Here is a 22,992-nt window from a genome sequence, read left to right as displayed (position 1 = left end):
ATAGCATAATGAAAATAAAAATAATAAATAATGATTTCCCGGTTGCCAAGATCGGGCTGGATCGAATTACGACTCTAGTAAGTGCCAAAGTGCATAACTGCATATATCGGCCCAGATTGAGTATCGCGGATGGAACTGCACCCAGAGTATGCCTTTATAGAGCCCCGCCTGGATATGGAAAAACCGTGGCTCTTGCGTTCGAGTGGCTACGCCACAGAACAACCGGACGTCCTGCAGTGTGGATTTCTTTAAGAGCCAGTTCTTACAGTGAATTTGATATCTGCGCAGAAATTATTGAGCAGCTTGAAGCGTTCGAACTGGTAACATTCAGCCATGTGAGAGAGGGTGTGAGCAAGCCTACGCTCTTGCGAGACCTTGCATCCAGTCTTTGGCAGAGTACCTCGAGTAACGAAATAGAAACGCTAATTTGTTTGGATAATATTAATCAGGGCTTGGGCTTGCCGTTGTTGCACGCGCTTATGGAGTTCATGTTAGAAACACCAAAAAGTATCAGGTTTGCAGTCGCAGGTAATACAATAAAAGGGTTCTCGCGGCTTAAACTTGCAGGCGCTATGCAGGAGCACACCGAGAAAGATTTGGCCTTTAGCGCAGACGAGGCAGTGGCGTTAGTGGAGGCAGAGGCTGTTCTTGGAGTTTCTGAGGTACAGATAGAGGCCTTGGTGCAAGAAATGGAGGGGTGGCCTGTTCTTATCGGGTTTTTGTTAAAATGTGAGTTGCCGGCCAAGTCTATTTCAACAGTAGTTGAAATAGACAATTACTTTAATGATGAAATATTTGAGGCGCTTCCCGAGCGGTATCGTGTTTTTCTTGTAAATTCTTCATTGCTCGATGTCGTGACGCCTGATGGCTACAATTATGTATTCAAATGCGTCAATGCGGCCTCATGTATTAAATATCTGAGCACGAATTACATGTTACTTCGCCATGTAGAAGGTGAGCCGGCGCAGTTTACACTACATCCAGTATTGCGCGATTTTCTTCAAGGAATTGCTTGGGCTGAAAATCCTGCTAAAAGATCCTACTTGCTTAAGCGCGCAGCTTTCTGGCATTGGCGTAGAGGCGAATACCAGTACGCAATACGAATAGCCCTACGGGCGAATGACTGTCGCTGGGCTGTCGGCATGAGTGAGGGAATAATTTTAGATTTGTCATTTCGTCAGGGCGAAATAGATACGCTGAGACACTGGCTGTCGGAGCTGCCAGTGAAGGACTTGCACAAGAACCCCATAGTACTTATTTGTTTCGCGTGGGTATTGTATTTCAGTCAGCAAAGCGCGCGAGCAGAGAAGTTACTTAAAGACCTAATTACCCCGCCCGATAAAAAAAACAAATGGCAAGAAAAAGGATGGCCGCAGCTTGTGTTTGCAATAGGTAAAGCAACGAATGATGAAATGCTTTTGAGTGAGGAGCTCTGTAATAAGTGGATTAGTTTATTTGGGGATTCAAACGCAGTTGGGAAAGGGGCCGCGCTAACCTGCTTGGCTTTTATTTTTGCCAGTGAGTATAGATTTGCAGAGTTAGAGAAGGTGCTGGCTCAGGCCCAAGCCGTGAATAAATTTGCAAAACAAGATTTTGCTTTCGGTTGGCTGTATGTCGCCAAGCTTCAACAAGCGCTAGCAAGCGGGAAAATGAGCTGGGCCAGGCAGCTTATAACTCAAGCACGCACAGACAGTGGCGCGCAGATTATGGAGACCGCGTTTACCTCGAAAATGCTGGACGCTCTAGAGCTTGAGTCAAATTATGAATTGTGCCGCTTGGACACCTCAGAAGAAAAGTTCTCCGAAATTTTAGAGTTTATTGCCAATCACGGGGTGACAGACGTGTTTTTTTCCGTATGCCGTGTTGTGTCAGCTTGGCGGCTTGGAAGGAATGACCTGAATGGTTCCATTGAGATTTTGGAGTGGGCGAAGGCATATGCGGCTGAAAAAAATCTACCAAGATTGGAAGTTATGAGCCAAATTGAGATCTATCAACGCTTGCTCTTTCAAGGCGTAACGTACATAAATACGTTACAAGCTTTTGAAGATCGCAAGATTTTCTCCGGACCGCACTCAGCCCCCCTAAAGGCACGCCTGCTGCTTGTTCAATCACTCGCGCTTTCCCGAGATCAGAACTTTCATCTTGCCGCGCACAGAGCGCTATTGGCTATTCAGCAAGCCCGTAAAATTAGCGCAGGCCAATTGGAAGTCCGTGGCTTATTGTATTTAGCCGGAGCGCAAGCAGGTGGCGGCACATTAAAGAAGGCTCAGCATAACATTGCTTATGCATTGGAGATGGCAAAACAGCTTCAATGCTTTCAAACAGTGCTGGATGAAATACGTTTGATTAAGAGATTAATACCGACTTCATGTGAAGTCTTCGCAGCAGTTAATTTAGATCAAGCGATTGGAGCTTTTAGTCTGCCGCAAATGGTGGAGATTAGAAAATCCGCAGAAAATAAAGCTGGTGATTTTTTGACACTGAAGCAGGTCAGTGTCTTGAAACTTGTAAAAGAGGGGTGCTCAAACAAACAAATAGCAACAAAGATGTATGTCACCGAAGATGCTATAAAGTGGCATATGAGGAAAATATTTACCATCCTTAATGTAAAGAGTCGCACGCAAGCAATAATTGAAGCCGAACGTCAGGGTGTTATCTGAGGTGATCGGCATTAAGCAATATAGTGAAAATATATCAGAGAGAATATTATGGCAATTGTTATTGTTGGCGCTGGTACAGCTGGAGTAAATGCTGCGTTCTGGCTTCGTCAATATGGTTATAAAGGGGGCATTAGACTTTTGAGCCGGGAGTCTGTGACACCTTATCAGCGGCCTCCCCTATCCAAGGCTTTTCTGACAAGTGAGACTGCAGAATCCGCAATACCACTAAAGCCAGAAAGTTTTTATACGAATAATAATATTAGCATTTCGTTAAATACACAGATTGTATCAATTGACGTGGGGCGTAAGGTAGTTGCTGCTAAAGACGGAGAAGAGTACGCGTATGAAAAATTGATTCTTGCAACAGGTGCTAGCGCGCGTAGGTTAACCTGCGAGGGATCTGAACTGTCTGGAGTCTGCTATTTACGCAGTATGGAAGACGCCAAAAATTTACGTAGGAAACTTGTGGAGAGTGCGTCTGTTGTTGTGTTGGGCGGCGGAGTGATCGGGCTTGAAGTCGCCTCAGCTGCGGTGGGCATAGGGAGGAGGGTCACAGTGATAGAAGCCGCCCCGCGTGTAATGGCGCGCGTGGTTACGCCAGCAGCAGCCAACTTAGTCAGAGCCCGCCTGGAGGCTGAAGGAGTTGGGTTCAAGCTGAATGCGAAATTAACGTCCATAAAGGGCAGGAATGGCCATGTTAATCAATGCGTACTTGAAAGTGGAGAAAAAATTCAGGCGGATCTGATTATAGTTGGAATCGGTGCTATCCCTGAGCTAGAGCTGGCAACTGAGGCGGCCCTTGAAGTGAGTAATGGTGTTGTGGTCGATGATCAGATGCGTACATCGGATACCAGTATATATGCGATCGGCGACTGCGCACTGGCTAGGAATCTTTTTTTTGGAACGATGGTACGTTTAGAAACAATTCATAATGCGGTTACACAAGCTCAAATTGTCGCAAGCAGCATCTGTGGCACGTCAACGCCTGCACCAACCCCACCACGGTTCTGGTCTGATCTTAAAGGGATGACGCTGCAAGGACTTGGTGCTCTAAAGGACTACGATAAACTCGTTGTTGCAATTAATAACGAAACTGTTGAACTAGAAGTCCTTGCGTACAAGCAGGAGCGACTGATTGCAACTGAGACAATAAATCTGCCTAAACGTCAAGGTGCGCTTGGCGGGAGTATAAAATTACCTGATTAGCAATGATGCTCAGCCACTCGAACCAACCGCAAGGGTTGTGAGGGGGCAGGTAGTGGCGGCGATTAGTAGACACGAATGCCGCGTACTCAGATCGAAGCGTCGGTTAAATCGGTAAGCGTCTGGGCGTAACGTCGGTAGTGCTCGACGAACTGGGTGTAGCGGTAGGTCGGCTGCCCCGCATGCGCGGCGAGATATTCCTCCCACAGCAGTTGCAAGGTGACACCCTTGCGGCGCAGCTCGCGGTGGATGCTCAGGTCGCGGTAGGGACGGCAGTTACCTGCCGCCCCCCGCACATACATGGACGCCCCCGGGTTGCCAAGCTTTCAATCTGTGACGGCTCGATGGTATAGATTACACTCATACATCTGGACTTTCGGTGCGGCGTTGCCGCTGTCCCTGATGGAATCCGCTGGCCGAGTTCTCAATAGATCCGTGTGCTCATGGCACGCTGTGCGGTTCAGATTTTCTTGGCCACGGTCTTACCAGTTTTGCCATCAATTCATGCTCACCTGAGCAATCAATAGCGTTGGTCTACTACAGGGTTGAGTTGACGTCTTCAAGCCACTCCGATTACGCGACGACGGTCGTGTAATCGGAGCGGAACTCGCGGTCACAGGCCAACAAGGCCCATATAATTCGGGCGTTTTTATTCGCCAGTGCAACGGCTGTCACATTGGCGTTACGCCGCTTAAGTAGCCGGCCAAGCCAGCTGTCAGAGATATCTTTTCGTTGTGCTGCGTAGATCATCGACCGTGACCCCTGGATCAGTAGCGTCCGTAGATAGGAGTCCCCCCGCTTACTCATCCCCAACAGCACCGTCTTACCCCCAGTGGAGTTCTGCTTCGGCACCAGCCCAAGCCAAGCACTCACCTGTCGGCCATTCTTGAAACTCTTGGCATCGCCAAGAGAGGCTACCATCGCACTGGCCTTGATTGGCCCGATGCCTGGAATCTTGGCCAGCTTGCGGCTGTTTTCGTTCACGCGATGCCAGGCGACAATTTGACTCTCGATCTCACGAACCTGATGATCGAACCCCTTCAACTGTTCCTGTGTAAGCGACCCATAAATCTATGGTCACCCCCGTTTTTGCAATACTGATTAGCGGGTGAAGTGGTTGGCTTGCTTAAATCTATCCGGCGTCTATCTGGGGCATGCCCCGCGCCACGATGAGAGTCGCGCCTGACGATCCTAAAAACCCCAGCGGCTTTATATAGCCGGTTTATGGATCAGGTTCTTCGCCAGGCCGGAGGGCCGTTCACGTCATCGATTGTTCAGTCATCGCAAAACCTAGGTGGGTGATTCTTAGCACAGCACAACATCAGCTTCAGGCAGCTAAAGCCTCTGGCCCGGTTTCAAATTGCGTATGGTGAGCCGCTATCGCCCATGCGATTCGTGCCAGCTTGTTGGCCAAAGCGCAGGCCACGACGTTCGAGTGGCGACGACAGAGCATTGAGCGCACCCAATCGGCCAGAGCGCCGTGCTGATATTTCAGCCTAAGCATGTAAACCCTGGCGCACTGCACCAACAATCTTCTGAGGTTCTTATCGCCTCGTTTGCTGATTCCCAGCAGAGTCGCCTTGCCGCCCGTGCTGTGCTGCCGGGGCACCAGCCCTACGGACGCGGCGAAATCACGGCTACATCCGTATTGTTTGCCATCCCCCATTTCGGCAGCCAGCAGGCTGGCGGTGATCGGGCCGACACACGGTATGCTCAGCAAGCGACTGCCAAGATCATCGTCGGCAAGTTGGCCGATAAGCTCTTTATCCATTTCCTTGATCTGCTCATCCAGATAACTGAAGTGCTTATGCAATCGCTGTAGCAACACCGTCAGTCGAATCGGCAGTTCATGCTCGCTCAGAATACTCCCCAAACGCTTCATCATTGTTGGGCCTTTCGGCAGGCTAATCCCGAATTCAAGCAGAAAGCCATGCATCTGATTGACCACTTTAGTGCGATCGTGCACCAGAGATTCCCGCATGCGATGCATCATTGAAAGCAGTTGCTGAACCTCTGTCTTGGGTGTGACGAAACGCATTGTCGGACGTGCGGCAGCCTCGCAGATCGCCTCAGCATCTACAAAGTCGTTCTTGTTGCTTTTGACAAATGGACGGACGAACTGCGGCGAAATCAGCTTGGCCTTATGCCCCATCGCCATCAGCTCTCTAGCCACAAAATGCGAGCCAGCGCAAGCCTCCATAACTACGGTGCATGCAGGGAGATTGCAAAAAAACTTCATCATCTGCTGGCGAGAGAGTTTCTTGTGAACAGCTCTCGCCCTGGCTTGTCCTGACCGTGCAGGTGGAATGTATTTTTGCCGAGATCGATACCGACTAATGCTAACTCGCTCATGATTAAGGTCTCCGAAATAAAACACCCTGTGAAAGCGTAGCCCTCACAAGGTGCCGGGGGTCGGCGTTTTGCAAGGTAGTTGTCGCGTCAGCTGTGTTTTTATGCGGCTATTTTCAGTGTCGGTAAGTCCCTTTCCGGATTGAGTGTGACAGCACCGATGGGCTGCCAATTGCGTGTCGCACCCGACCAGCGGTGTGGATGCTGATTGCGGGCTTGCTGATACAGCGCATGACGCTTGGCTAAGATCTCTTGATCCTCGCCTCGATGACGCTGTGCCGGGGTCACGAAGCGGATGCGGCTGTGGCGGTGTGGTGGTTGTACCAGCGGATAAAATCGCGCACCCAGCTGCGTGCCGCGTCCAAATCTGCAAAACCACCAGGAGGCCATTGCGGGCAATATTTCAGGGTTCTAAACAGCGATTCTGAGTAGGGATTATCGTTACTCACCCGTGGTCGTCCGCGTGACGGGGTGATGCCGAGTTCGTACAGTTTGCTCAGCAACGTCACCGATTTCATCGGTGCACCGTTGTCCGAGTGCAGCACTAAGGGCCGTCCGGCGCAGCGTTCGGTGAGCACGGTGCGCTGCATCAGTTCGGCCGCCAGCTCGCCACTTTCTTGCTCGTAAACTTCCCAGCCCACGGCCTTTCGGCTGTAGATGTCCTCGATCAAATACAGATAGTAGTACTTCCCACGCACTGGCGATGGCAAGTAGGTGATGTCCCAAGACCAGACCCTATTGGCTGTGGTTGCGCTGTGAGTTGTCGGCGCAGCATGCTTGTGCGGTGCATGGCTGCGCTTCCTTCAGGACGCGGTAAAAGGTTGCCTCTGAGGCCAGATAACGGCCTTGATCGGCCAGTATCGGGACGATCTGGCTGGGCGGCAGGCTGACGAATGGCGGACTGTTGCAGACCTCTAAAATAGCGCAACGCTCCTGTTCACTCAGGGCATTAAGTGGTCGCGGACGTGACGTGGTGGTGCGCACGTCGGCCTGCATCACAGGCGTCAGCGCCCAGCGTTGCAGGCTGCGCAGCGACAGCCCGATCTCCGCGCTGGCAATAGTTTTGCGTGCACCAGAAGCAACGGCTTGGTTAAAACGTTCAACGAGTTGTTGCCGTTCTGGCAGCGAGGTCAGACGTCCTCGCTGTCGTTTCCCCAGAAGGCATTCATCTTTTTTCGCAGCACCAGAATCGCGGCGGTTTCTGCGAGCGCCTTGTCCTTGCGCCGCAGTTCACGCTCCAACTCGGCGATGCGTTTTTTGTCGGCGCGCGCCTGTTCTCGCTCGGCCTGGCGCTGTGCCTGGGCTGTTAGCTGGCCACTGATGCAGGCCTGTCGCCAAGCGCCAATTTGCTCGGGGTACAAACCCTTGCTGCGACAGTATTCGCTAAGCTCGATCTCGCTCAACGTGGCCGTGTGCAACACCGCTGCGAACTTGGCTTCAGCCGACCAGTTATCGGCACTGCTTTTATCTCCGGGCACCACTGCGCCTCCTGCTTTGAGCTTGGTTCGCCAAGCATACAGGGTGGCTTGAGAGATGCCTTCTTGACGCGACAACTCGGCCACGGACATGTTTTGAGGCGGCAGCAATTTGTTGATAAGGGCCGCTTTACGCTCAGGTGAATAGTTCGACATTACAGCTCTCTTTGGCGCCCCCGATCTATCGTTTTGATAAATCAGCTCAGGCGACAACTAGCCTGACACCGGGGGTACGGATGGTCTATGAAGTCCGTGAGTCGCGTGCTTCCCAGTGGGCGGCCATTGAGGCGGTATTCAGCAAGATCGGTTGCACCGCTCAGACCTTGAGCAACTGGACTCGCAAGGCCTCTTCCCCCCTCAACACGCAATCCGTCGGTAGATCCTCGTATCAAAGAGCTGGAGCGCGAGATTCGCGAGCTCAAGCGGGCCAACGAGATTCTAAAGGTCGCCAGCGCTTATTTCGTCCAAGCGGAACTCGACCGCCGTTTGAAGTGATCTGGTTACTCATCGACGAGCCCCGGAAAACCTTTGGGGTCGAGCCAATGTGCAGCGTGCTGCAGGTGTCCCCATCGGCCTATCGACGCCATGCTGCGCGTTTACGCGACCGATCACGGCAATCAGCATGCGCAATACGTGACGAGGCGCTTATCGTGCAGATTCGTCCTGTCTGGCAAGAAAACTACGAGGTCTATGGTGTCCGAAAAATCTGGCGTCAGATGCTCCGCGAACGCCAGACCGTAGCGCGCTGCACAGAGGAGCGGGTGATGCGGGACATGGGGCTGCGTGGTGTAACACGAGGCAAGGCCGTAAAAACCACACACGCCGACCCTAGCAATGCCAATCCCAGAGACTTGGTGAAGCGGCAGTTCACGGCTGAGCTCCCCAACCAGCTCTGGGTGGCCGATTTCACCTTCGTTTCAACCTGGCAGGGGTTTGCCTACGTCGCTTTCATCGTGGATGTCTACTCCCGGTTTATCGTTGGCTGGCGTGTCGGTCGGCACATGCACACGGAGTTTGTCCTCGATGCGCTCGAACTAGCACTTCACAGCCGTCGGCCTGAGCCGCACCGGCTGGTTCATCATAGCGACCGGGGCTCGCAAGGCGAATTCAACCGGTCGTCGCAACACCTTTGATCGAGGTGTTTATGGGACGACATGCAGGACCTGCAGGCTGGATGCAGAAGTTGACCGGGCGAGGAGCGATGCGTTCGCTAGGTACGCCAACACTTCGCAATGAAATTGAGCGGTTGTTCTGGAAACAGATCGCGACCGGGATCACAAGTGAAAAGGCAGCGGAGGCCACTGGCGTATCATCAGTGGTGGGCACACGCTGGTTCCGTCATCGGGGCGGGATGCCATTGTTCATGTCTAATCAAATATCCGGAAGGTACTTATCGTTCGCAGAGCGAGAAGAGATTGGGTTGCTTCGGGCGAAAGGTGTTGGCGTGCGTGAGATTGCCCGTCGTCTTGGGCGAAGCCCATCGACAATTTCACGGGAGCTTACACGTAATGCTGCAACTCGTTGCGGTCGGCTTGAGTATCGAGCTTCAGTCGCGCAATGGAAGGCTGAGCTGGTTGCTAAGAGGCCAAAGCCAGCGAAACTGGTGACTAACCCGCTACTGCATCACTACGTGCAAGACCGTCTGGAGGGTAAGGTTCAGGACGCTGATGGCCGTGAGATTGTTGGGCCTCGACAAGCTCTCTTTAAAGGCCGAAATAAACCACATCGCAGTGACCGTAAATGGGAAAATGGCTGGTCGCCCGAACATATTACCAATCGACTCCAGATCGATTTTCCGGCAGCCGCTTTGATCTTGATGTGCCGTACAATTGGCGTATCAGATTCCTGCAGAAGACTGCGCTCCCCCTTAGTCCCGTCTTCATTTTTTTCAGTTGCAGAAAACACCCAGTTGCGGGTGCCCTAGGACTTGAAATATTTCTTCTTGACCCAGCGCTTTCCCTTGTTCGGATGCCGCCTTAATGCCCATTGCCACAGCATTGACCAGACTATTGAATCAACTCGATTGAAGGTTGCCTTAGCGACTACGTGACAGTAATAATGGGCCCATCCCCGTAATATGGGATTAAGCAGTCTTATCAAATTTGCCTGATTAGACGTCTTGTTGGCCTTGATGACTTCCCGGATTTTTCCTAAGTGCTCATCGTGTTGGGCGGTTTTCTTCGCGTGGATGCTGATACAGCAATCAAAGCGGGTCACTGTCACAGCCAAGACAATCACTCATGCGTCTTGGTATCGGATGGCCAGTCTTGGCAGCTACGCCGTCCAGTGTAGTCAACCACGCACAACATCGGGTTGTTGTTTCTCGTATTCGCCAGCGTAATCAAAAGAACGGCGCGATAGCCATTCCAATCTTTCATAATTGAAGTGATCTATAGGATATTCAGGTAATAGCAGACGTTTATGTTGGCAATAAGCAGATTGAATTTGTGGAAGTCTCTGGCACAGTGCCATGCACATTCTCCTTGACAAGCCTTACGAATAAAGTATCAAATTGCCATTATTCCCATAAAAAATATGTGGTTAAACAAATGGAATCCAAACCACCTAAACACACCTTCCAAATTTGGCGGGAAGATTATCTTAAGGGAGCAACTCTTAACGAATGTCAATATGAGCGGGCGCTGCTCGCGGCGGACAGGCTCAACGCAGTGGGGCTGATAACAAACCAGACGTGGATGGAAATGGTCCGGTTAGCTAATGCTGCTCTGATCAACGGCGATAAATCCAAATGATCCGATAAGCGGTTGTGTGAAAATGTGCGATATGTAAAGGGGGTGCTAGGTTGAATCAGAGCCAATCAAAAGGGTTTGACCGCTATGAAAATTGAATTTATCTATACCCCCTCGAATCCTTATCTTGTAGTTAAAGATGGAGTAGACATAGGTGCAATGATTGACAATGTATTATATCGGTTCGATTAACATCAAAAAATACATACGGAAAAATATTTCCTCATTGATAAATCTTTTTTTTAAATTTTACAAAGAAATTGGGCGTTTAGTTTGGAGAGAAGTGGTTATACAGAACAGCGGTGAAATTCTTATATTGACGCTTAACTGATTTTTTGTTCGAGCAAGCTAGTGTGCGTTGATGGATAATCTGCCAAGTTACTCCCCCTACGGGGTCGCCGATTTTGCATGTTCGTTCAGAACGAACTTACCATCTACATAGCTAATCCAGAACGGGCAGCGTTTAGTGATAACACCGCCTTTCTCACCCTTTAAAAGGTTTTGAACCGCCCCGGGTTTCGCGGAGGCTATCGTATTTGAGTCAGGCGGCAACTGGGATTGCTGCCTGACTCTGTTCGTATAGTGCCTCAAATTCGCTGGTGGCCTATTTCTAATTGGTTCCAGCAAGCGCTGTTGGTTGAACCAGGTCGCCAACTTCAGCGTTTCTCATTCCAGAGCCTCTACAGTTTTCCATGGCCCTTTCTAGTGGATCAACTCGGTCTTGTAGAGTCCGTTGATGGTCTCCGCCAAGGCGTTGTCGTAGCTGTCGCCGATATTGCCAACCGACGGTTCGACACCGGCTTCACCCAGCCGCTCGCTGTAGCGAATTGACAGATATTGGGCGAATTCAACCGGTCGTCGCAACACTGGATTGTTGGACAGATTTTAAATACTCATTCAGTGCTTCGGCAGGTGTTATCCAGCCGAGTGTTTTTCGGGGGCTCGTGTTCATAGCGTGGGCTACTGCTTGGATCTTTTGGGCACTAACGAGACAGGTCGGTGCCTTTCGGAAAGTATTGCCGTAGAAGACCGTTTGTATTTCATTCGTGCCGCGCTGCGATGGACTATGGGGGACAGCAAAGAAAACCTTCACTCCGGATTCGATGGTAAATCGAGCGAGATCAGATAGCTCCTTCCCACGATCCCAGGTCAAAGATCGCCACAGTTCGACGGGAAGATCAGTCACCCTCTTCTTCAATGCGTTGGCCATGCTAACAGCCCCATAGCCGCCATGCGCCGGCCCGTTCTTCGTTCGGGGAATTAGCCCATAACCTTCCTGGCGAGGTAGATGGACGACCATGGTGAATCGGGTTGAGCGCTCGACCAGCGTCCCAATCGCAGAACGGTTCATACCGATGATCAGGTCGCCCTCCCAATGCCCGGGTACACCCCGGTCTTCCACCTCAGCAGGGCGACTGGAGATCATGACATCCTCGCTGACGTGTGCCCACGCTTTGGCCTGCGCCCGGGCTCTCGGCACGCGCAATGCTCTCCCAGTACGCAGGCAGCTCACCAGTTCGCGCTTTAGAGCCCCTCGCCCCTGAATGTAGAGCGCCTGATATATGGCTTCGTAAGAGATGCGCATGGACTCATCATGCTAACCCGCAAGACCCGCAAGACCCGCAATAGGAACCGTATTTCGAAGCCCGATGGGTCAAGAAAATGCTGAAATCGGGACGCGGTCGCGCGAAGTTTTACCGAGTCTGGTTAGGGCAGAACTGCATTGCCACCATTGCCATCACAAAATCAACGCCGTGGGCATGTCGCCACATTGTGAAGCGGTCAGATGGTGGAACTGACGCGGTAAACAACCTCCAAATGCACCATCTCAATTGCCATAGGCGGCAGCACGCCGAAAAAGAAGTTGTATAATCAGGTGTCAAAAGATGCCTTTGAAAGGCTCGAGCTGGGTGCACGGAAACTTGCGCGCTCAGTTCCTCGGGGGGCTGGGCGCGGGTGACCGCGTGGCTACCCAACAACCGTAGGCGCGCGACGTGAAGTCGCACCTGTTATTGTCTCACCTCGACAGAGGCAGTGAGACTCGTTGCTCCTTCAACGGTTGTCTACCGGTGCAGGCGAAGCTGGCAACGGCTCGGTCTGAAGCCATCGGGACAATGAAGTCCTTCGAAAGAGAAGGAAAAGCCGCGAGGTGATTCCAACCGCTGCCAGCATCAGGTGGCGAGGATGCTTGGCTGGATAATAGGACCAACATAAGTGAACTGTTGATAAACCTCGTTTTTTTAACAAGCAAAAGATGCTGACAGGCTTGGACCAAAAGGTGTGTGGTGGGTTGTTCGATTACGTACTGCGGGCACAGGGACAAAAACATCACCGGGGGAAAGACAGGGTCCACGTTATTCGTGTAACTGGTGTGGAACACGGTAAGCCCACATTTCTGCCCTGAACATCTGGCAAGCAAGCTGCAGGAACGCTGATGGAGGATACCGTTGCGCCGAGCGACGACCCGACACACTTTGCCCTGGCTCAAGGCTCTCGCGAACCATGGCCAGTTTTTGCTTTGGGCTCCAGCGGCGTCCCCGCTCCTGGCCCAAAAGCTCACCACTCTTATCGTTGCTGTTAGTCATAAACATTCTATGGTCACCACCCATTTTTCCAGTGCTGACTAACGGGCGGTGTGGTGGCTTGCTTAAATCTATCCGGCGTCTGTTGGGGCAAGCCCCGCGCCGCGGTGAGAGTCGCGCCTGGCGTTCTTTGAAAAAACCGTGCGGCTTCAAAAGCCAGATGTTTATCCAGGATCTTCCCCAGGCCGGTTGGCCGCGCACATCATCTGTTGTTCCGCTATCGCAAAACCTGAAAGGTGAATCGTGGTACAGCAACAACCGCGGCGTCAGGCGTTCAGCGCGTCTGGCCCTTCTTCGCATTGGGAGTGGTGCGCTGAAATTGCCCAGGCTATGCGGGCCAGCTTGTTGGCCAGCGCGCAGGCAACCACGTTGGATTGCCGCCATGTCAGCAGCGATCTTACCCAGTCTGCCAACGCGCCCTTCTAGAACTCCAGATGCCGCATATAATTGCACTAACAGGCGTCGCAGGTTCTTGTCGCCCCGCTTGCTGATACCCAACAAGTTGGCTTAGCCACCTGCTGTACTGCCTAGGCACCAGGCCTAGTGACGCCGCGAAGTCCCGACTACAGCCGTACTGCTGGCCGTCGCCGATTTCCACAGCCAGCAGGCTGGCGGTGAGCGGGCCGACACATGGCGTGCTCAGCAAGCGACGACCTAGATCATTGTCAGCCAGTTCTTTATCCAATTGCTTGATTTGCTCGTCCAGGTAGACGAAATGATCGTGCAGGCGCTGCAGCAACACCGTCAGCCGAAGGCAACTCGTGCTCCGCCAGAACAGCGGACAAGCGTTTCATCACGGCCAGGCCTTGCGGCAGACTGATACCAAACACGAGCAAGAAATCATGCATTTGATTGACCGTCTTGGTGCGGTCTCGGATCAGCGATTCGCGCAGCCGATGCAATTGTTCCTTCGGGCGGCTTCACGTACACCATCAAGTTCCATCGACGCGCAACTGATCCGGCTCAGTGTCCGGGACGTGGGGGGCATGTAGGTGTTTCCCTTGGCTACGTCCCTTTCCTCCATTATCTCCGCCGGGCCAGGCCCTTTGTTCGATGGCTTCTCAGGTACTACGGACGTATCCAACTTCTCAGCGACGTGGACAGCAGGGTTACGGCTTTTGGCCTTTCCTGCTCCGCCCGGTGCGTGCGCACCGGGCACCGCTGTGATCTCCCAGTTCCTGGGCGGAGGACTTCCCGACGTGCACAGGGTCTCCGACCGCGCGGGATCAGAGCATGACTGGCGTATATCGCCATGCCCCGTATTGCCTTCTGCTTCGTATAACAGCATCGGCATCCCGGATTCCTGATTACGCGGCTCAACGGCTGGCCCAGCGGTTTCCCCTGGCAACGCTTCACCCTGCACCTCACGGTGCAACATGCATGACTCGGGGTATGGTTGATTCGCCATTTCTTACCAGCATCGAACTTTCATCGACTATTTTCCGCCAGCTTTAACTGGCGCTCTATCCGTTCGGGGCAGCACATCTTTCTGACTCCATCGAGTGATGCTGATGGCACCCGATCAAATGCATTTCCAGCAGGGGATATCCACATAGCTCATATGCATAACTCCCGGTCTCAAATGAAGGCATGAGGCGAGACTTTTGCTTTGAAGCGACTATAATCACATAGCGTTACTGCCATAAGCACAACATCATAGTCCGGATAGATTAATCCTCTTCTTTTATCGTAGCAACCTCATCAGATCTCACCTTCACATGTTTACCTGACACATCATCGAACTCATAGAAACCGTCTTTTGTTTTGGTCTTTGGTATATCTTTGGTGATATATTGTGTGCCGTCCTGAAGGGTAACCACTGTGGTGGTAGAACACCCGGCCAGTAATACACAATAAAAAAACACAGCAACTATATTAAGATTTTTAATTTTCATAGCGTCCTTCTGATTTTGTAATGGAGGCTGATTCCGGCTTTCTCTTACCGTTTGATTCCTGTGCTTTGCTCTAGTTCCCCATGCCTACAACGATGGGTCATATGTCTTTAAATCTGCTTCGGTACTCCTACCTTTACTGCTCCTTGCTAGCCCTGATTGACCCTTCACGAAGCATTGCGAACGGCAATGCTCCATGTGGTTCTGTTACAGCGCCTCAGAGGTAGCGCTATATAAGACGGTCATCCGGCCAGTTTGCTCGGTCGAGAACGCACCGGAGGCAGCGGAGGTAACGTCAGCCAGAATGGTCACGTCAGGGGAATCCTCAGGCCAAACGCTGGCCTCAGCACTTTAGCCAAAAGCATCTTGAGTACAGAGTTTCTCTCTTTGGCTTCCCTCTTTTCGCATATATCTAAAAGCTATATACGCTATACTAAACATAACAAAATGCCATTAAAATAACGCGAACGTGTATTTTGCCTGGCTGTCTACTCTTTTGAACTTTAGAAAGAAAGGATCTACAGTGAATGCAGAGGACTACAGTATGAAACGCAGAATTATTGAGGATGATGCCAGCTATGATGAAATCGACCTATCTAGGCCTTTAGAAATAACAGGCCTTAGTGGCCTGATCCTTTTGTTAATCGCCGCTAGTCTAGGAATAGCATGCTTTTAATAGAAAAAATAATTTCGAAGCGTAACGACTTCCAATAGTACAGTCAGTTGCGCTCCGTTTTATTCAAAGCGAATGACTATAAAAGAGTGAGTAAGATTCGATTCCATCATTTGGCTGTTTTATACTGGCATTTGAATAGTGAATAGCACGAATGCCGATTTTTTGTGTATTACCTATTTTTAACCCAGCCCCTATGCGGTCTTCGAAATTAAAAGCTGAACCAAAATTCTGATCCCCAGCATTAGTTCCGCTAAATATAGAAGCGCCAATTCCTGCTTCAATAAAAGGTTTAATATTTCCTTCGCCAAACTCATACACAAAAACCGGCGCGAAGGATACGCTATGACGGCCGCCAGCTTGGTCCCCTGCTTGCCAGTAGGTATATCCTAAATCCCAATAGCCAGTTACTTTCCCGATAGAAGTTTGAAACCAAGATTTTTCCCAGTCGAACCCAAGGGCAAGACGAGCAGTTCCGCCGCCCTGACTTGTGGCGCCGACTGCACTGGTCAGCTCTGCCGCATCAACGCTAAGACAGGAAATTGACAAAGCAGCACCTAAAATAGCTAATTTTTTCATGGTATAACCCTAATAAACCAAATTTTGACAGTGTATTCACGAGCAGCTACTTCGAACACCGAGCCTAGCTTACATGAGGATCCTTGGGAATAAGCATGCATTTCTGGCCAATTAGGCTTGCAACCCTACAGTTGCGATCATCAGCGGTCCTCGCGGGTTTGCCATAAACGCAGCAGGTAAATAATAGAGCCTGCAATCTCATAGCGCATTTCATAGTGGCCGATCTGAATTCGGCGCACATCCCGTGGTCGAACTCTCCCAGGCGTTCGCCAATGCGCGGATTGGCCTGCAGCGTGGTCGGAGCAGCCGTGAGTTGCTGTACCGTGCGTGCGGCAGCAGGCTGATTCACCGCCGCCAGAAACTCGTACAGCCTGGCAATGTCGCAAAGCGCCTTGTTTGTCCACTTCAGCTCCATCAGCGCGGTACAGGCAACGGAGTGTCGGTACTGAGGCTATCAGCCCAGGCTTGGACAGCCTGGTGATCAATCACGCGGCCAGCATCCACCTTGGCCAAAGCCTGACGGGTCAGATGACTATGCTCTTCTTCCTGGTCGATCCAGGCGGACAGGGCCTGCTTGACGATCCAGTTCTTGGAGCGCTACAGGCGCTCAGCCATCAAATCGACCTTTTCGGCCAGTTGCACAGGGACGTGAGCCGTGACAGATCGGTTTTTTGCGGTAGTTGCCATGATCGGGTTACTCCTGATCAATGGTCGGTACAAAGTGGATGCTCTGCCGGCGTTCTGTAACAGTCACTTCCGGCTGGAGCGTTACTTCTTCTTGAACTTGATGTCGCCTGAGCCGGTAACCGAATGATCGCGGATCGGTGGGTTACCGCGGATTACGATGTCGCTAGAACCCATCACTCTGGCCTTCACGGAGTCGCTGACATAAGCGTCGATATCGCCGGAGCCAACCATCGACAGCTTGGCGGACTTAGCCACCAGCTCACTGGCATCCACATCGCCCGAACCGGCCACCTCGGCGTCCAGAAGATCCACTTGGCCAAACGCCGTGATGTCACCCGATCCCTGGACACCGAGATCGAGCTCAGCCTGCAGAAGGTCATACAAAGTCACATCGCCACTGCCCTTGATGCGGATGCTTGGCGCTTCAGTCAGTGCGGCTCCGCAGTCATGCATGCGTTCAACGCAGCCAGGATCAACTCTTGTGGATTAGCGGCCGTGTCGGTACCGAGCAATTCTGCCGGTTCGTCCGCGTCGATGACAAAGCCGCGCGCCAAGGCTGTGTCACCCAGGACGAGCGGCATGGTTCGCGCACGCGTCCGGGTGCCCCCCTTCCAGGTTGTCACGACGCCAAACGTCGCGATGCCTGCGGCGGGCTTTGCTGCGACCTGATCTGCAAACTCCCGCAATGCACCGACGTTGATCCCGTTGTCGGGCGTTCCTTTAATGTTTGTGTTCATTTCTCGTTCCCCCATTATGCGTTACGCCCGGCCATCACACCGCCGTCAACGTCCCAGATTGCGCCCGTCACCCATGCTGCCTTGTCCGACAACAGAAAGATGATGACCTCGGCTACGTCTTGTGGCGTCCCAACCCTGCCGATTGGGTGGAAGCTGTTGAATCCCTGTAAGGCGCCATGAACCTCGGCCTTGGGTATGAAACCCTCGTAAATCGGCGTTTCGACAACCGCAGGAGAAACGGCATTGACCCTGATTTGTTTGGATGCCAACTCCATCGCAAGGTGCTGGGTCAGCGAATGCAAACCTGCTTTTGCCATCGAATACGCGGACGACGGCGTAGCCGCGATCGCCTGTTTGCCCCACATCGAGCCGATGTTCACGATGGCGCCGGGACGCTCGCTGGCCACGAGGTTGGCCACGACCTTTTGTGTGATTAAGAAGAACGCTTTATTCAACGACAAATATTGCTCGTAATCACTTTCCGTGTGCTCAAGAAACGCCTTCGGGAAGAACACCCCAGCAGCGTTGACCAGAAGATTGATGTCCTTGTGGTTCTCATCGATGGTATGCAGGAGTCGCTTCACATCTTCGACCCGCGAGAGATCGGCAGTCAGGGCTGTCACGGCGCCCAACGACGACAGCTCCTTGCGGGCCTCTTCGGCTTTGTCTTCGCGGTGACCGACGATGACGACGCTTCCGCCTTGCTCGAGAACCATGCGGGCAGTTTGCAATCCCATCCCACTAGTGCCGCCGATGACCAACAGCTTCTTGCCATTAAATTCAGTGTTCATAATAACCTCTTAAACTACCAACTAAATGGTAGGATCATGTTGCAAAAAGTGCCGACCTTAGGTCAACACGGTAGAAAGAAAAGTGTTTCCAACATCGGCCGGTCCGCGTGGCGATCGCATGCCACGGCCCACCACCATCGAGCCCTCCAACGCGCACAAGAACGCCTCTGCGAGAGCCTCTGCGGCGGAATTTGAGGTGATCAGCGCGGCACGCTGACCGTCGGCAACGACAAGAGTCAACCAGTCGAGATTGACTTTAAAGAATCGCTTGACCTCGCTCACAACGGCGTCCGGCAGCGAGTCCGACTCGGCACCCAACATGCCGCAGACACAAAGGCGCCGGTCCTTGGCGAAGGTGCGTTCGAAAAGTGCCGCATACGCAGTTAGCCTATCAGGCGCTTTCGCATGCTGCCCTTCGATGCTCAGCAACTCCTCACGAAACCGGTGCGTGTAGCGCTGTGCGACCACGGCCACGAGTTCTCCCTTCTTGGGGAAGTGGTGGTGGATGCTTGGTTTTTTGATGCCTACCAACTGGGCCACGTCGTCGTATGAGAAGCCGTTGTAGCCATGCCGCTGTACCAAGCCTTCAGCGGCATCGACCACGCGCTCGGCGGTCGGCGAGATTTCGGAGAAATGCTTCATGCAAGTGCCTCATTTGATTCAGCGACTGGCAGATGGCCTGTCTTGACCAGGATAGTGCAGCCTTCATTGCTGAAGGGGCGGTGAGCACTCAAATGCGGACTGCGCATCCATGTGCCGGCAGGGTAGCTTCCGAACTCATCCTCAAAGACGCCTTCCAACACATAGATTTCTTCACCGCCGTAGTGACGATGCGAATTGAATCGTGTCCCCGGAGCCCAGCGCACCAAAGCCGTATGTTGGGTGTCGAACTCAGAAAGTGGCATCACCGACAGACCCGGCACGAGGCCTGGAAACCAGGGTCCGTTACGAGTGTCGACCACGGTGCGTTGGCTGTCGGCTAGATCAAGATGGCGCAGCTTGACGAACAACGTGCAACCCGTCGCGGAGCTTGGTGCATGCGAAGAACCTGGTGGATTTTTGATATAAGTCCCAGGCCCGAAGGTTCCGGACTCATCGGTGAACATACCATCAAGAACGAGGATTTCTTCGCCCAGGTGATGAACATGGCGCTTGAACCTCGATCCTGGCGCATATCGCACGAACGAGGTGGCCCTCGCCACTTCGTCGCCATCACGCTCCAGTAACTGGCGTTGAATCCCAGTCGCTGGCGAATCGACCCACTGTAAGCTTGAAGGCTCGACGACGACACGCTGCGAAAGATCTGAATTAAGTTTCATGGCTTTATTTTCATATACCGACTAATTGGTAGGTAGAATGGAAGTCGACGGTTCGCTTGTCAAGCAGCTTTCGCCATTTTCTTTCACACATTGAAAAACAGTGAATTGGTTACGAGAACTCGCGAAGCTTAGCGTACGATTTTTTCCGAATTCTGAGGCGCCCCCGACTTCAACTGGACGCCTGCAGTCTCTCAGCAGCACGTGATTGATTGGCAGCAAGCATCCGCTCAAATTCAGTAAGGCAACCGACTATGAAAACGATGAACAAGAAGCACATCCTCATCGCCGCTGCGGTCGCCGGTATTGCGATTCTTGCAGCTGGTGTGGGGTTATCGAGCTCCGGCAAGAAGCAAGCGCTGCGTCAGTACGATGAGATGAAGGAACAGTACTTCCTAGAAAACGTCCTGAGCGAGGGAGATATTTCCTATTCCTTCTGGTCGGGAAACGTCACCGTTGAAACACCAGAAATCCGCCTGGTTGCAGCAGAGACCAACGGCGCAGATAAATTCCTCAAAGGGATTATGGGGCTGCTCGGTGGAATGGACTCCGGGGCAAAAGAGTCTGCCCTGGTCGAATGGTCACGGTATCTGCTTTCGACCAGTACTGGTGGCGGCCGTGCCGGTGGCGTTTACTTGAAGGCCGACGCCCTCAAGGTTAGCCGCGAAGGTGATAACAAGAAGGGCGAGATTCATGTCCAATTGTTGGGCATGGACATGAGTTCTCCTTACCTGTCGCACAAAGGCACGGATGTGGTCCTGCCCTCGGAAGTAGCGGATGAGATCCAGCCGCGCGCGGAGATGGATCAGTACGGAGGCGTGGTCAAGTCGCCCTACTCGTGGGGTAGCAATATCGTCCAACGTCTGCCGTTCACTGGTGCATTTATCATCGGCGCTACAGGGCAGTTCGGCACCAAAGTTGACTTGGACTTCAAGCTCACGCGCTCCAGCGACGGCGAAGGCTCGGTCGAGTTTGTAGTGGTGCATCGTAATGACGGCAGTGAAGTTGGCCGGATTGTACGCGAGGCTAAATTTGCGTCCATCCCAGAGCTTGACGATGTCCAGGTGCAACTCAAGAGCGCGCTAAGTGGCTTCATCATGGGGGCTTACAGTACGTCCATGGGCCAGGCCGTAATTGCGGAAGCCGCAGGTGACTTTGCTCGTAAGACCAAGGTGTACAGCTACTCGCTGACCTACAAAGGCTTCGACCAGTTAAAGGAGTCGTTCGACGAATTCAAGGCCGCTACCAAGCGTGAGGAGTTCACCGGCTTTTGCAATGAAACAGGCCTATCAGGTTATCAGAGTGACTTTGGAGTCAAGGGCAAGGATCACAGCGATTCGGAGTGCGCGATCGCTCAAAAGCTGGCTACCGATGCCAAGTTTGAAGAGTCCTACATTTTCAAGGAGGACAAGTCGTTATTTTCTGGCCTTTTCGTGAGCAAAAGCTTCACGCTTGAGACGAACTGATCATCAAGTTTCCTAGAACCTGGAGTACGGTCCGCCGTACTCCACGGTCACTAAAAAAATCTCAAGACAAAGGTAAGAATTTCATGACGAGTGTTTCCAAATGGGCAATCATGGCGTTCTGCTCGATGCTGCTGGCTGGTTGCGGTTCAAGCCAGGACAAAGCTGAAGAATTGGTCAAGTTGATGGGCATGGACGTCCAATACAAGATGGTAGTGCAAGTCGCAACGTCGGGTTATGCATCCAAATATCGCGAAGTCGCGCCAGAAAAAATCAAGGCCGTGATCGAGGACAACATTTCCCAGGACCTCTTGAAAGATACCTTGGTCCAGGTATATGCGAATCACTTTGATGCCGACGAGCTCGAACTGATGATCGAGGCCAACAAGCATCCTGATCAGGCGATGAAAATTATTATGAGCTCTAAGGACGGCATGAAGCTGGCAAAAAAATCCATGGACGTCCAGGTGGATCTGCAGCGTGATATGGCCAAGGCGTTCGAGGATCGCGATGAGGACATTGTCGACGAACTGGACGACCTCCGAAAGGATGCCCGCGGCTGATCCTTCATTTGCTCCGAACCACGGTAATCGACGCGGCTACTACGAACAGTTCGAGGTAGCGTTTGGCAATTCATGGAGGGTGGGATGAGGTTTATTTTGGTAATGCTGCTGGTGCTCAGCGGCTTCGCTCACGCCGGTTGCGGCAGCATCAACAACGACGATCAACGCGCCTACTGCTATGTCAAAGAGGGGAATGGGAGCTGCGCGAGCATTAAGGACGACGATCTGCGCGCTACCTGCTATGTGGAGGCCGGCAATGGCAGTTGTGCGAGTATCCGTGATGATGACAAACGCAAATACTGCTACGTGAAAGAGGGCAACGGAAGCTGTGCAAGCATCAACAATGACGACTTACGTAACGCCTGCTACGTCGAAACAGGCAACGGGAGTTGCGCGAGTATCCGTGACGACGATCAGCGATACTTGTGCTACGCCAAGACTGGCAATGGCAGCTGCGGGAGCATCAAAAACGATGACTTACGACGTCAGTGTGAAATGGTAAAGCGCTGACTGGCTTGCTTTAGCCAGGCCGGATAAAGGAATCTCACCTACAAAAAATGCCAGTCAGGTAACTGACTGGCATTTTTCATTCTGCGGCTAACGATCTTCCAAGCTGAAAAGGCGAGTGGTTCAACCGCTCAACCCAGTACTTCGCCCCTGGACTTGCGCTTGAATCGCCGGCGCAGGAAAAACACCACAAACAAAATAAGCAGCGTTCCTACGGTGAGGAAAATCGTGTTGAACCAAGGAAACGGCTCTTCGCGACTGTTCGTGGCTTCGATGTCTGTTATGTTTGGGAACACGGACAAGATTTGAATGCGCCAGCCGTAATAACGAATGAGAGCCAGCTGCTGGGCATCTCGTGAGTAACCCTGGGCCTTTGCCTGAATGTCGGCCGAGTCAAACTTGAAGTACCACGGAAAACTCCACCCGGTATCTTCATTGCGATAGACCATTACGTTTTTCGATGTTGGGTGTTCAGTGTTAATGAAATACACATCCCGGGTAGGGCCGTCTGCTGGGTTTTCAGCATTGATGACGCCGTCATCGTCCACACGTTTTACCTCAACGCCGGTGATGGCCACCACGTCGTACTGCGGTAAAACATAAAACAGACCCAGTCCCGCACCAGTGATTACGAGCAAGATTGCGCAGATAACCACCCCTTTAATCCACTTCATTTATGTGCTCCATTTTGATCGTCGAATTCTGCCCCAATTAGATCTTGGGTTTTCACCTTTGACCGCTGGGGTGCTACTAAACTTGGTTAGC

At 52.2% G+C, this 22,992-nt stretch carries 19 protein-coding genes, 10 pseudogenes and 1 other annotated feature; of the genes and pseudogenes, 9 read left to right on the top strand and 20 right to left on the bottom strand.

Going from position 1 to position 22,992, the window contains the following annotated elements; genetic code table 11:
• Nucleotides 1–185 precede the first annotated feature (185 nt).
• Together QU606_RS12655 and alkT are read left to right on the top strand one after the other, a co-directional pair.
• Nucleotides 186–2,660, top strand: coding sequence for a LuxR C-terminal-related transcriptional regulator (locus tag QU606_RS12655; RefSeq protein WP_232566702.1), 2,475 nt, complete (start codon nucleotides 186–188; stop codon nucleotides 2,658–2,660).
• A 48-nt stretch (nucleotides 2,661–2,708) separates the two neighbouring features.
• Nucleotides 2,709–3,866: a rubredoxin-NAD(+) reductase gene (gene alkT, locus QU606_RS12650; RefSeq protein ID WP_134939323.1), complete on the top strand. Its 1,158-nt coding sequence runs from the start codon at nucleotides 2,709–2,711 to the stop codon at nucleotides 3,864–3,866.
• Between the two features lie 86 nt (nucleotides 3,867–3,952).
• On the opposite strand, the gene QU606_RS12645 is transcribed toward alkT, so the two are convergent.
• From QU606_RS12645 to QU606_RS12630, 4 genes and pseudogenes are all read right to left on the bottom strand, one after another.
• The gene (locus QU606_RS12645) at nucleotides 3,953–4,165 is read right to left on the bottom strand and encodes a hypothetical protein (protein ID WP_134939322.1); all 213 of its coding nucleotides are present in this window, start codon (nucleotides 4,163–4,165) and stop codon (nucleotides 3,953–3,955) included.
• Between the two features lie 271 nt (nucleotides 4,166–4,436).
• A pseudogene (locus QU606_RS12640) lies at nucleotides 4,437–4,913 on the bottom strand (IS110 family transposase); the annotation flags it as partial.
• Between the two features lie 277 nt (nucleotides 4,914–5,190).
• A pseudogene (locus QU606_RS12635) lies at nucleotides 5,191–6,215 on the bottom strand (IS110 family transposase).
• A gap of 99 nt (nucleotides 6,216–6,314) precedes the next feature.
• Nucleotides 6,315–7,843 (bottom strand): annotated as a pseudogene (locus tag QU606_RS12630) (IS3 family transposase).
• An 80-nt stretch (nucleotides 7,844–7,923) separates the two neighbouring features.
• Between QU606_RS12630 and QU606_RS12625 the strand changes: the two are divergent.
• Together QU606_RS12625 and QU606_RS12620 are read left to right on the top strand one after the other, a co-directional pair.
• On the top strand, nucleotides 7,924–8,820 hold the full coding sequence (locus tag QU606_RS12625) for an IS3 family transposase (RefSeq protein ID WP_134939491.1): 897 nt from the start codon (nucleotides 7,924–7,926) through the stop codon (nucleotides 8,818–8,820).
• Nucleotides 8,140–8,256: a sequence feature (AL1L pseudoknot), on the top strand. Its footprint overlaps the gene before it by 117 nt.
• A 41-nt stretch (nucleotides 8,821–8,861) precedes the next feature.
• Nucleotides 8,862–9,485, top strand: a pseudogene (locus QU606_RS12620) (transposase); the annotation flags it as partial.
• A 122-nt stretch (nucleotides 9,486–9,607) separates the two neighbouring features.
• Here the strand turns inward: QU606_RS12620 and QU606_RS12615 are convergent.
• Together QU606_RS12615 and QU606_RS12610 are read right to left on the bottom strand one after the other, a co-directional pair.
• The gene (locus QU606_RS12615) at nucleotides 9,608–9,904 is read right to left on the bottom strand and encodes a group II intron maturase-specific domain-containing protein (protein WP_232566710.1); all 297 of its coding nucleotides are present in this window, start codon (nucleotides 9,902–9,904) and stop codon (nucleotides 9,608–9,610) included.
• Nucleotides 9,905–9,979: 75 nt separating this feature from the next.
• Entirely contained in the window at nucleotides 9,980–10,159 is a 180-nt protein-coding gene (locus QU606_RS12610; RefSeq protein WP_134939492.1) for a hypothetical protein, read from the bottom strand.
• Between the two features lie 77 nt (nucleotides 10,160–10,236).
• On the opposite strand from QU606_RS12610, the gene QU606_RS12605 reads away from it, so the two are divergent.
• Nucleotides 10,237–10,440 (top strand): hypothetical protein, encoded by a 204-nt coding sequence (locus tag QU606_RS12605; protein WP_134939493.1) that lies wholly within the window; start codon nucleotides 10,237–10,239, stop codon nucleotides 10,438–10,440.
• A gap of 591 nt (nucleotides 10,441–11,031) precedes the next feature.
• On the opposite strand, the pseudogene QU606_RS12600 reads toward QU606_RS12605, so the two are convergent.
• Both QU606_RS12600 and QU606_RS12595 read right to left on the bottom strand, forming a co-directional pair.
• Nucleotides 11,032–11,280, bottom strand: a pseudogene (locus QU606_RS12600) (integrase core domain-containing protein); the annotation flags it as partial.
• A 4-nt stretch (nucleotides 11,281–11,284) separates the two neighbouring features.
• Nucleotides 11,285–12,031 (bottom strand): annotated as a pseudogene (locus QU606_RS12595) (IS30 family transposase); the annotation flags it as partial.
• A 68-nt stretch (nucleotides 12,032–12,099) separates the two neighbouring features.
• Between QU606_RS12595 and QU606_RS32915 the strand changes: the two are divergent.
• On the top strand, nucleotides 12,100–12,309 hold the full coding sequence (locus QU606_RS32915) for an HNH endonuclease (RefSeq protein ID WP_134939495.1): 210 nt from the start codon (nucleotides 12,100–12,102) through the stop codon (nucleotides 12,307–12,309).
• A 568-nt stretch (nucleotides 12,310–12,877) separates the two neighbouring features.
• Here QU606_RS32915 and QU606_RS12590 read toward each other — a convergent pair.
• The 11 genes and pseudogenes from QU606_RS12590 to QU606_RS12540 all read right to left on the bottom strand — a co-directional run.
• A pseudogene (locus QU606_RS12590) lies at nucleotides 12,878–13,022 on the bottom strand (transposase); the annotation flags it as partial.
• Between the two features lie 263 nt (nucleotides 13,023–13,285).
• Nucleotides 13,286–13,921: pseudogene (locus tag QU606_RS12585) on the bottom strand (IS110 family transposase); the annotation flags it as partial.
• Nucleotides 13,922–14,689: 768 nt separating this feature from the next.
• Entirely contained in the window at nucleotides 14,690–14,914 is a 225-nt protein-coding gene (locus tag QU606_RS12580) for a YgdI/YgdR family lipoprotein (protein WP_009399080.1), read from the bottom strand.
• 736 nt (nucleotides 14,915–15,650) lie between these two features.
• Nucleotides 15,651–16,163, bottom strand: a complete 513-nt coding sequence (locus QU606_RS12575; protein ID WP_080604754.1) for an acyloxyacyl hydrolase — start codon at nucleotides 16,161–16,163, stop codon at nucleotides 15,651–15,653.
• Between the two features lie 158 nt (nucleotides 16,164–16,321).
• Nucleotides 16,322–16,578, bottom strand: a pseudogene (locus QU606_RS12570) (type II toxin-antitoxin system RelE/ParE family toxin); the annotation flags it as partial.
• Nucleotides 16,578–16,850: pseudogene (locus QU606_RS12565) on the bottom strand (CopG family ribbon-helix-helix protein). The pseudogenes QU606_RS12565 and QU606_RS12570, both read right to left, overlap by 1 nt.
• A gap of 81 nt (nucleotides 16,851–16,931) precedes the next feature.
• On the bottom strand, nucleotides 16,932–17,303 hold the full coding sequence (locus tag QU606_RS12560; RefSeq protein WP_232566703.1) for a GIN domain-containing protein: 372 nt from the start codon (nucleotides 17,301–17,303) through the stop codon (nucleotides 16,932–16,934).
• Nucleotides 17,279–17,587, bottom strand: a complete 309-nt coding sequence (locus QU606_RS12555) for an OsmC family protein (RefSeq protein WP_232566704.1) — start codon at nucleotides 17,585–17,587, stop codon at nucleotides 17,279–17,281. The genes QU606_RS12560 and QU606_RS12555 overlap by 25 nt, the downstream gene beginning before the upstream one ends.
• A 14-nt stretch (nucleotides 17,588–17,601) precedes the next feature.
• A complete protein-coding gene (locus QU606_RS12550) occupies nucleotides 17,602–18,378 on the bottom strand; it encodes an SDR family NAD(P)-dependent oxidoreductase (protein ID WP_009399088.1) in 777 nt (258 codons plus the stop codon).
• Between the two features lie 57 nt (nucleotides 18,379–18,435).
• Complete coding sequence (locus tag QU606_RS12545) at nucleotides 18,436–19,020, bottom strand: TetR/AcrR family transcriptional regulator (RefSeq protein ID WP_009399092.1); 585 nt, start codon at nucleotides 19,018–19,020, stop codon at nucleotides 18,436–18,438.
• A complete protein-coding gene (locus QU606_RS12540; RefSeq protein ID WP_009399094.1) occupies nucleotides 19,017–19,697 on the bottom strand; it encodes a cupin domain-containing protein in 681 nt (226 codons plus the stop codon). Before QU606_RS12540 ends, QU606_RS12545 begins: the two co-directional genes overlap by 4 nt.
• Before the next feature lie 251 nt (nucleotides 19,698–19,948).
• On the opposite strand from QU606_RS12540, the gene QU606_RS12535 reads away from it, so the two are divergent.
• From QU606_RS12535 to QU606_RS12525, 3 genes are all read left to right on the top strand, one after another.
• Nucleotides 19,949–21,160 (top strand): hypothetical protein, encoded by a 1,212-nt coding sequence (locus tag QU606_RS12535; RefSeq protein WP_057710746.1) that lies wholly within the window; start codon nucleotides 19,949–19,951, stop codon nucleotides 21,158–21,160.
• 83 nt (nucleotides 21,161–21,243) lie between these two features.
• Complete coding sequence (locus tag QU606_RS12530) at nucleotides 21,244–21,720, top strand: hypothetical protein (RefSeq protein WP_229999811.1); 477 nt, start codon at nucleotides 21,244–21,246, stop codon at nucleotides 21,718–21,720.
• Between the two features lie 84 nt (nucleotides 21,721–21,804).
• On the top strand, nucleotides 21,805–22,230 hold the full coding sequence (locus QU606_RS12525; RefSeq protein ID WP_057710748.1) for a hypothetical protein: 426 nt from the start codon (nucleotides 21,805–21,807) through the stop codon (nucleotides 22,228–22,230).
• A gap of 128 nt (nucleotides 22,231–22,358) precedes the next feature.
• Here QU606_RS12525 and QU606_RS12520 read toward each other — a convergent pair whose 3' ends face one another.
• Nucleotides 22,359–22,901: a DUF1523 family protein gene (locus QU606_RS12520; RefSeq protein WP_057710749.1), complete on the bottom strand. Its 543-nt coding sequence runs from the start codon at nucleotides 22,899–22,901 to the stop codon at nucleotides 22,359–22,361.
• Nucleotides 22,902–22,992: the final 91 nt, after the last annotated feature.

The organism is Pseudomonas sp. OVF7 (genome assembly GCF_030644265.1).
In the GTDB taxonomy this organism is placed as follows: domain Bacteria; phylum Pseudomonadota; class Gammaproteobacteria; order Pseudomonadales; family Pseudomonadaceae; genus Aquipseudomonas; species Aquipseudomonas gorinensis.
Note: the sequence above shows the minus strand (reverse complement) of the source record. Positions and strands in the feature narration are given on the sequence as shown.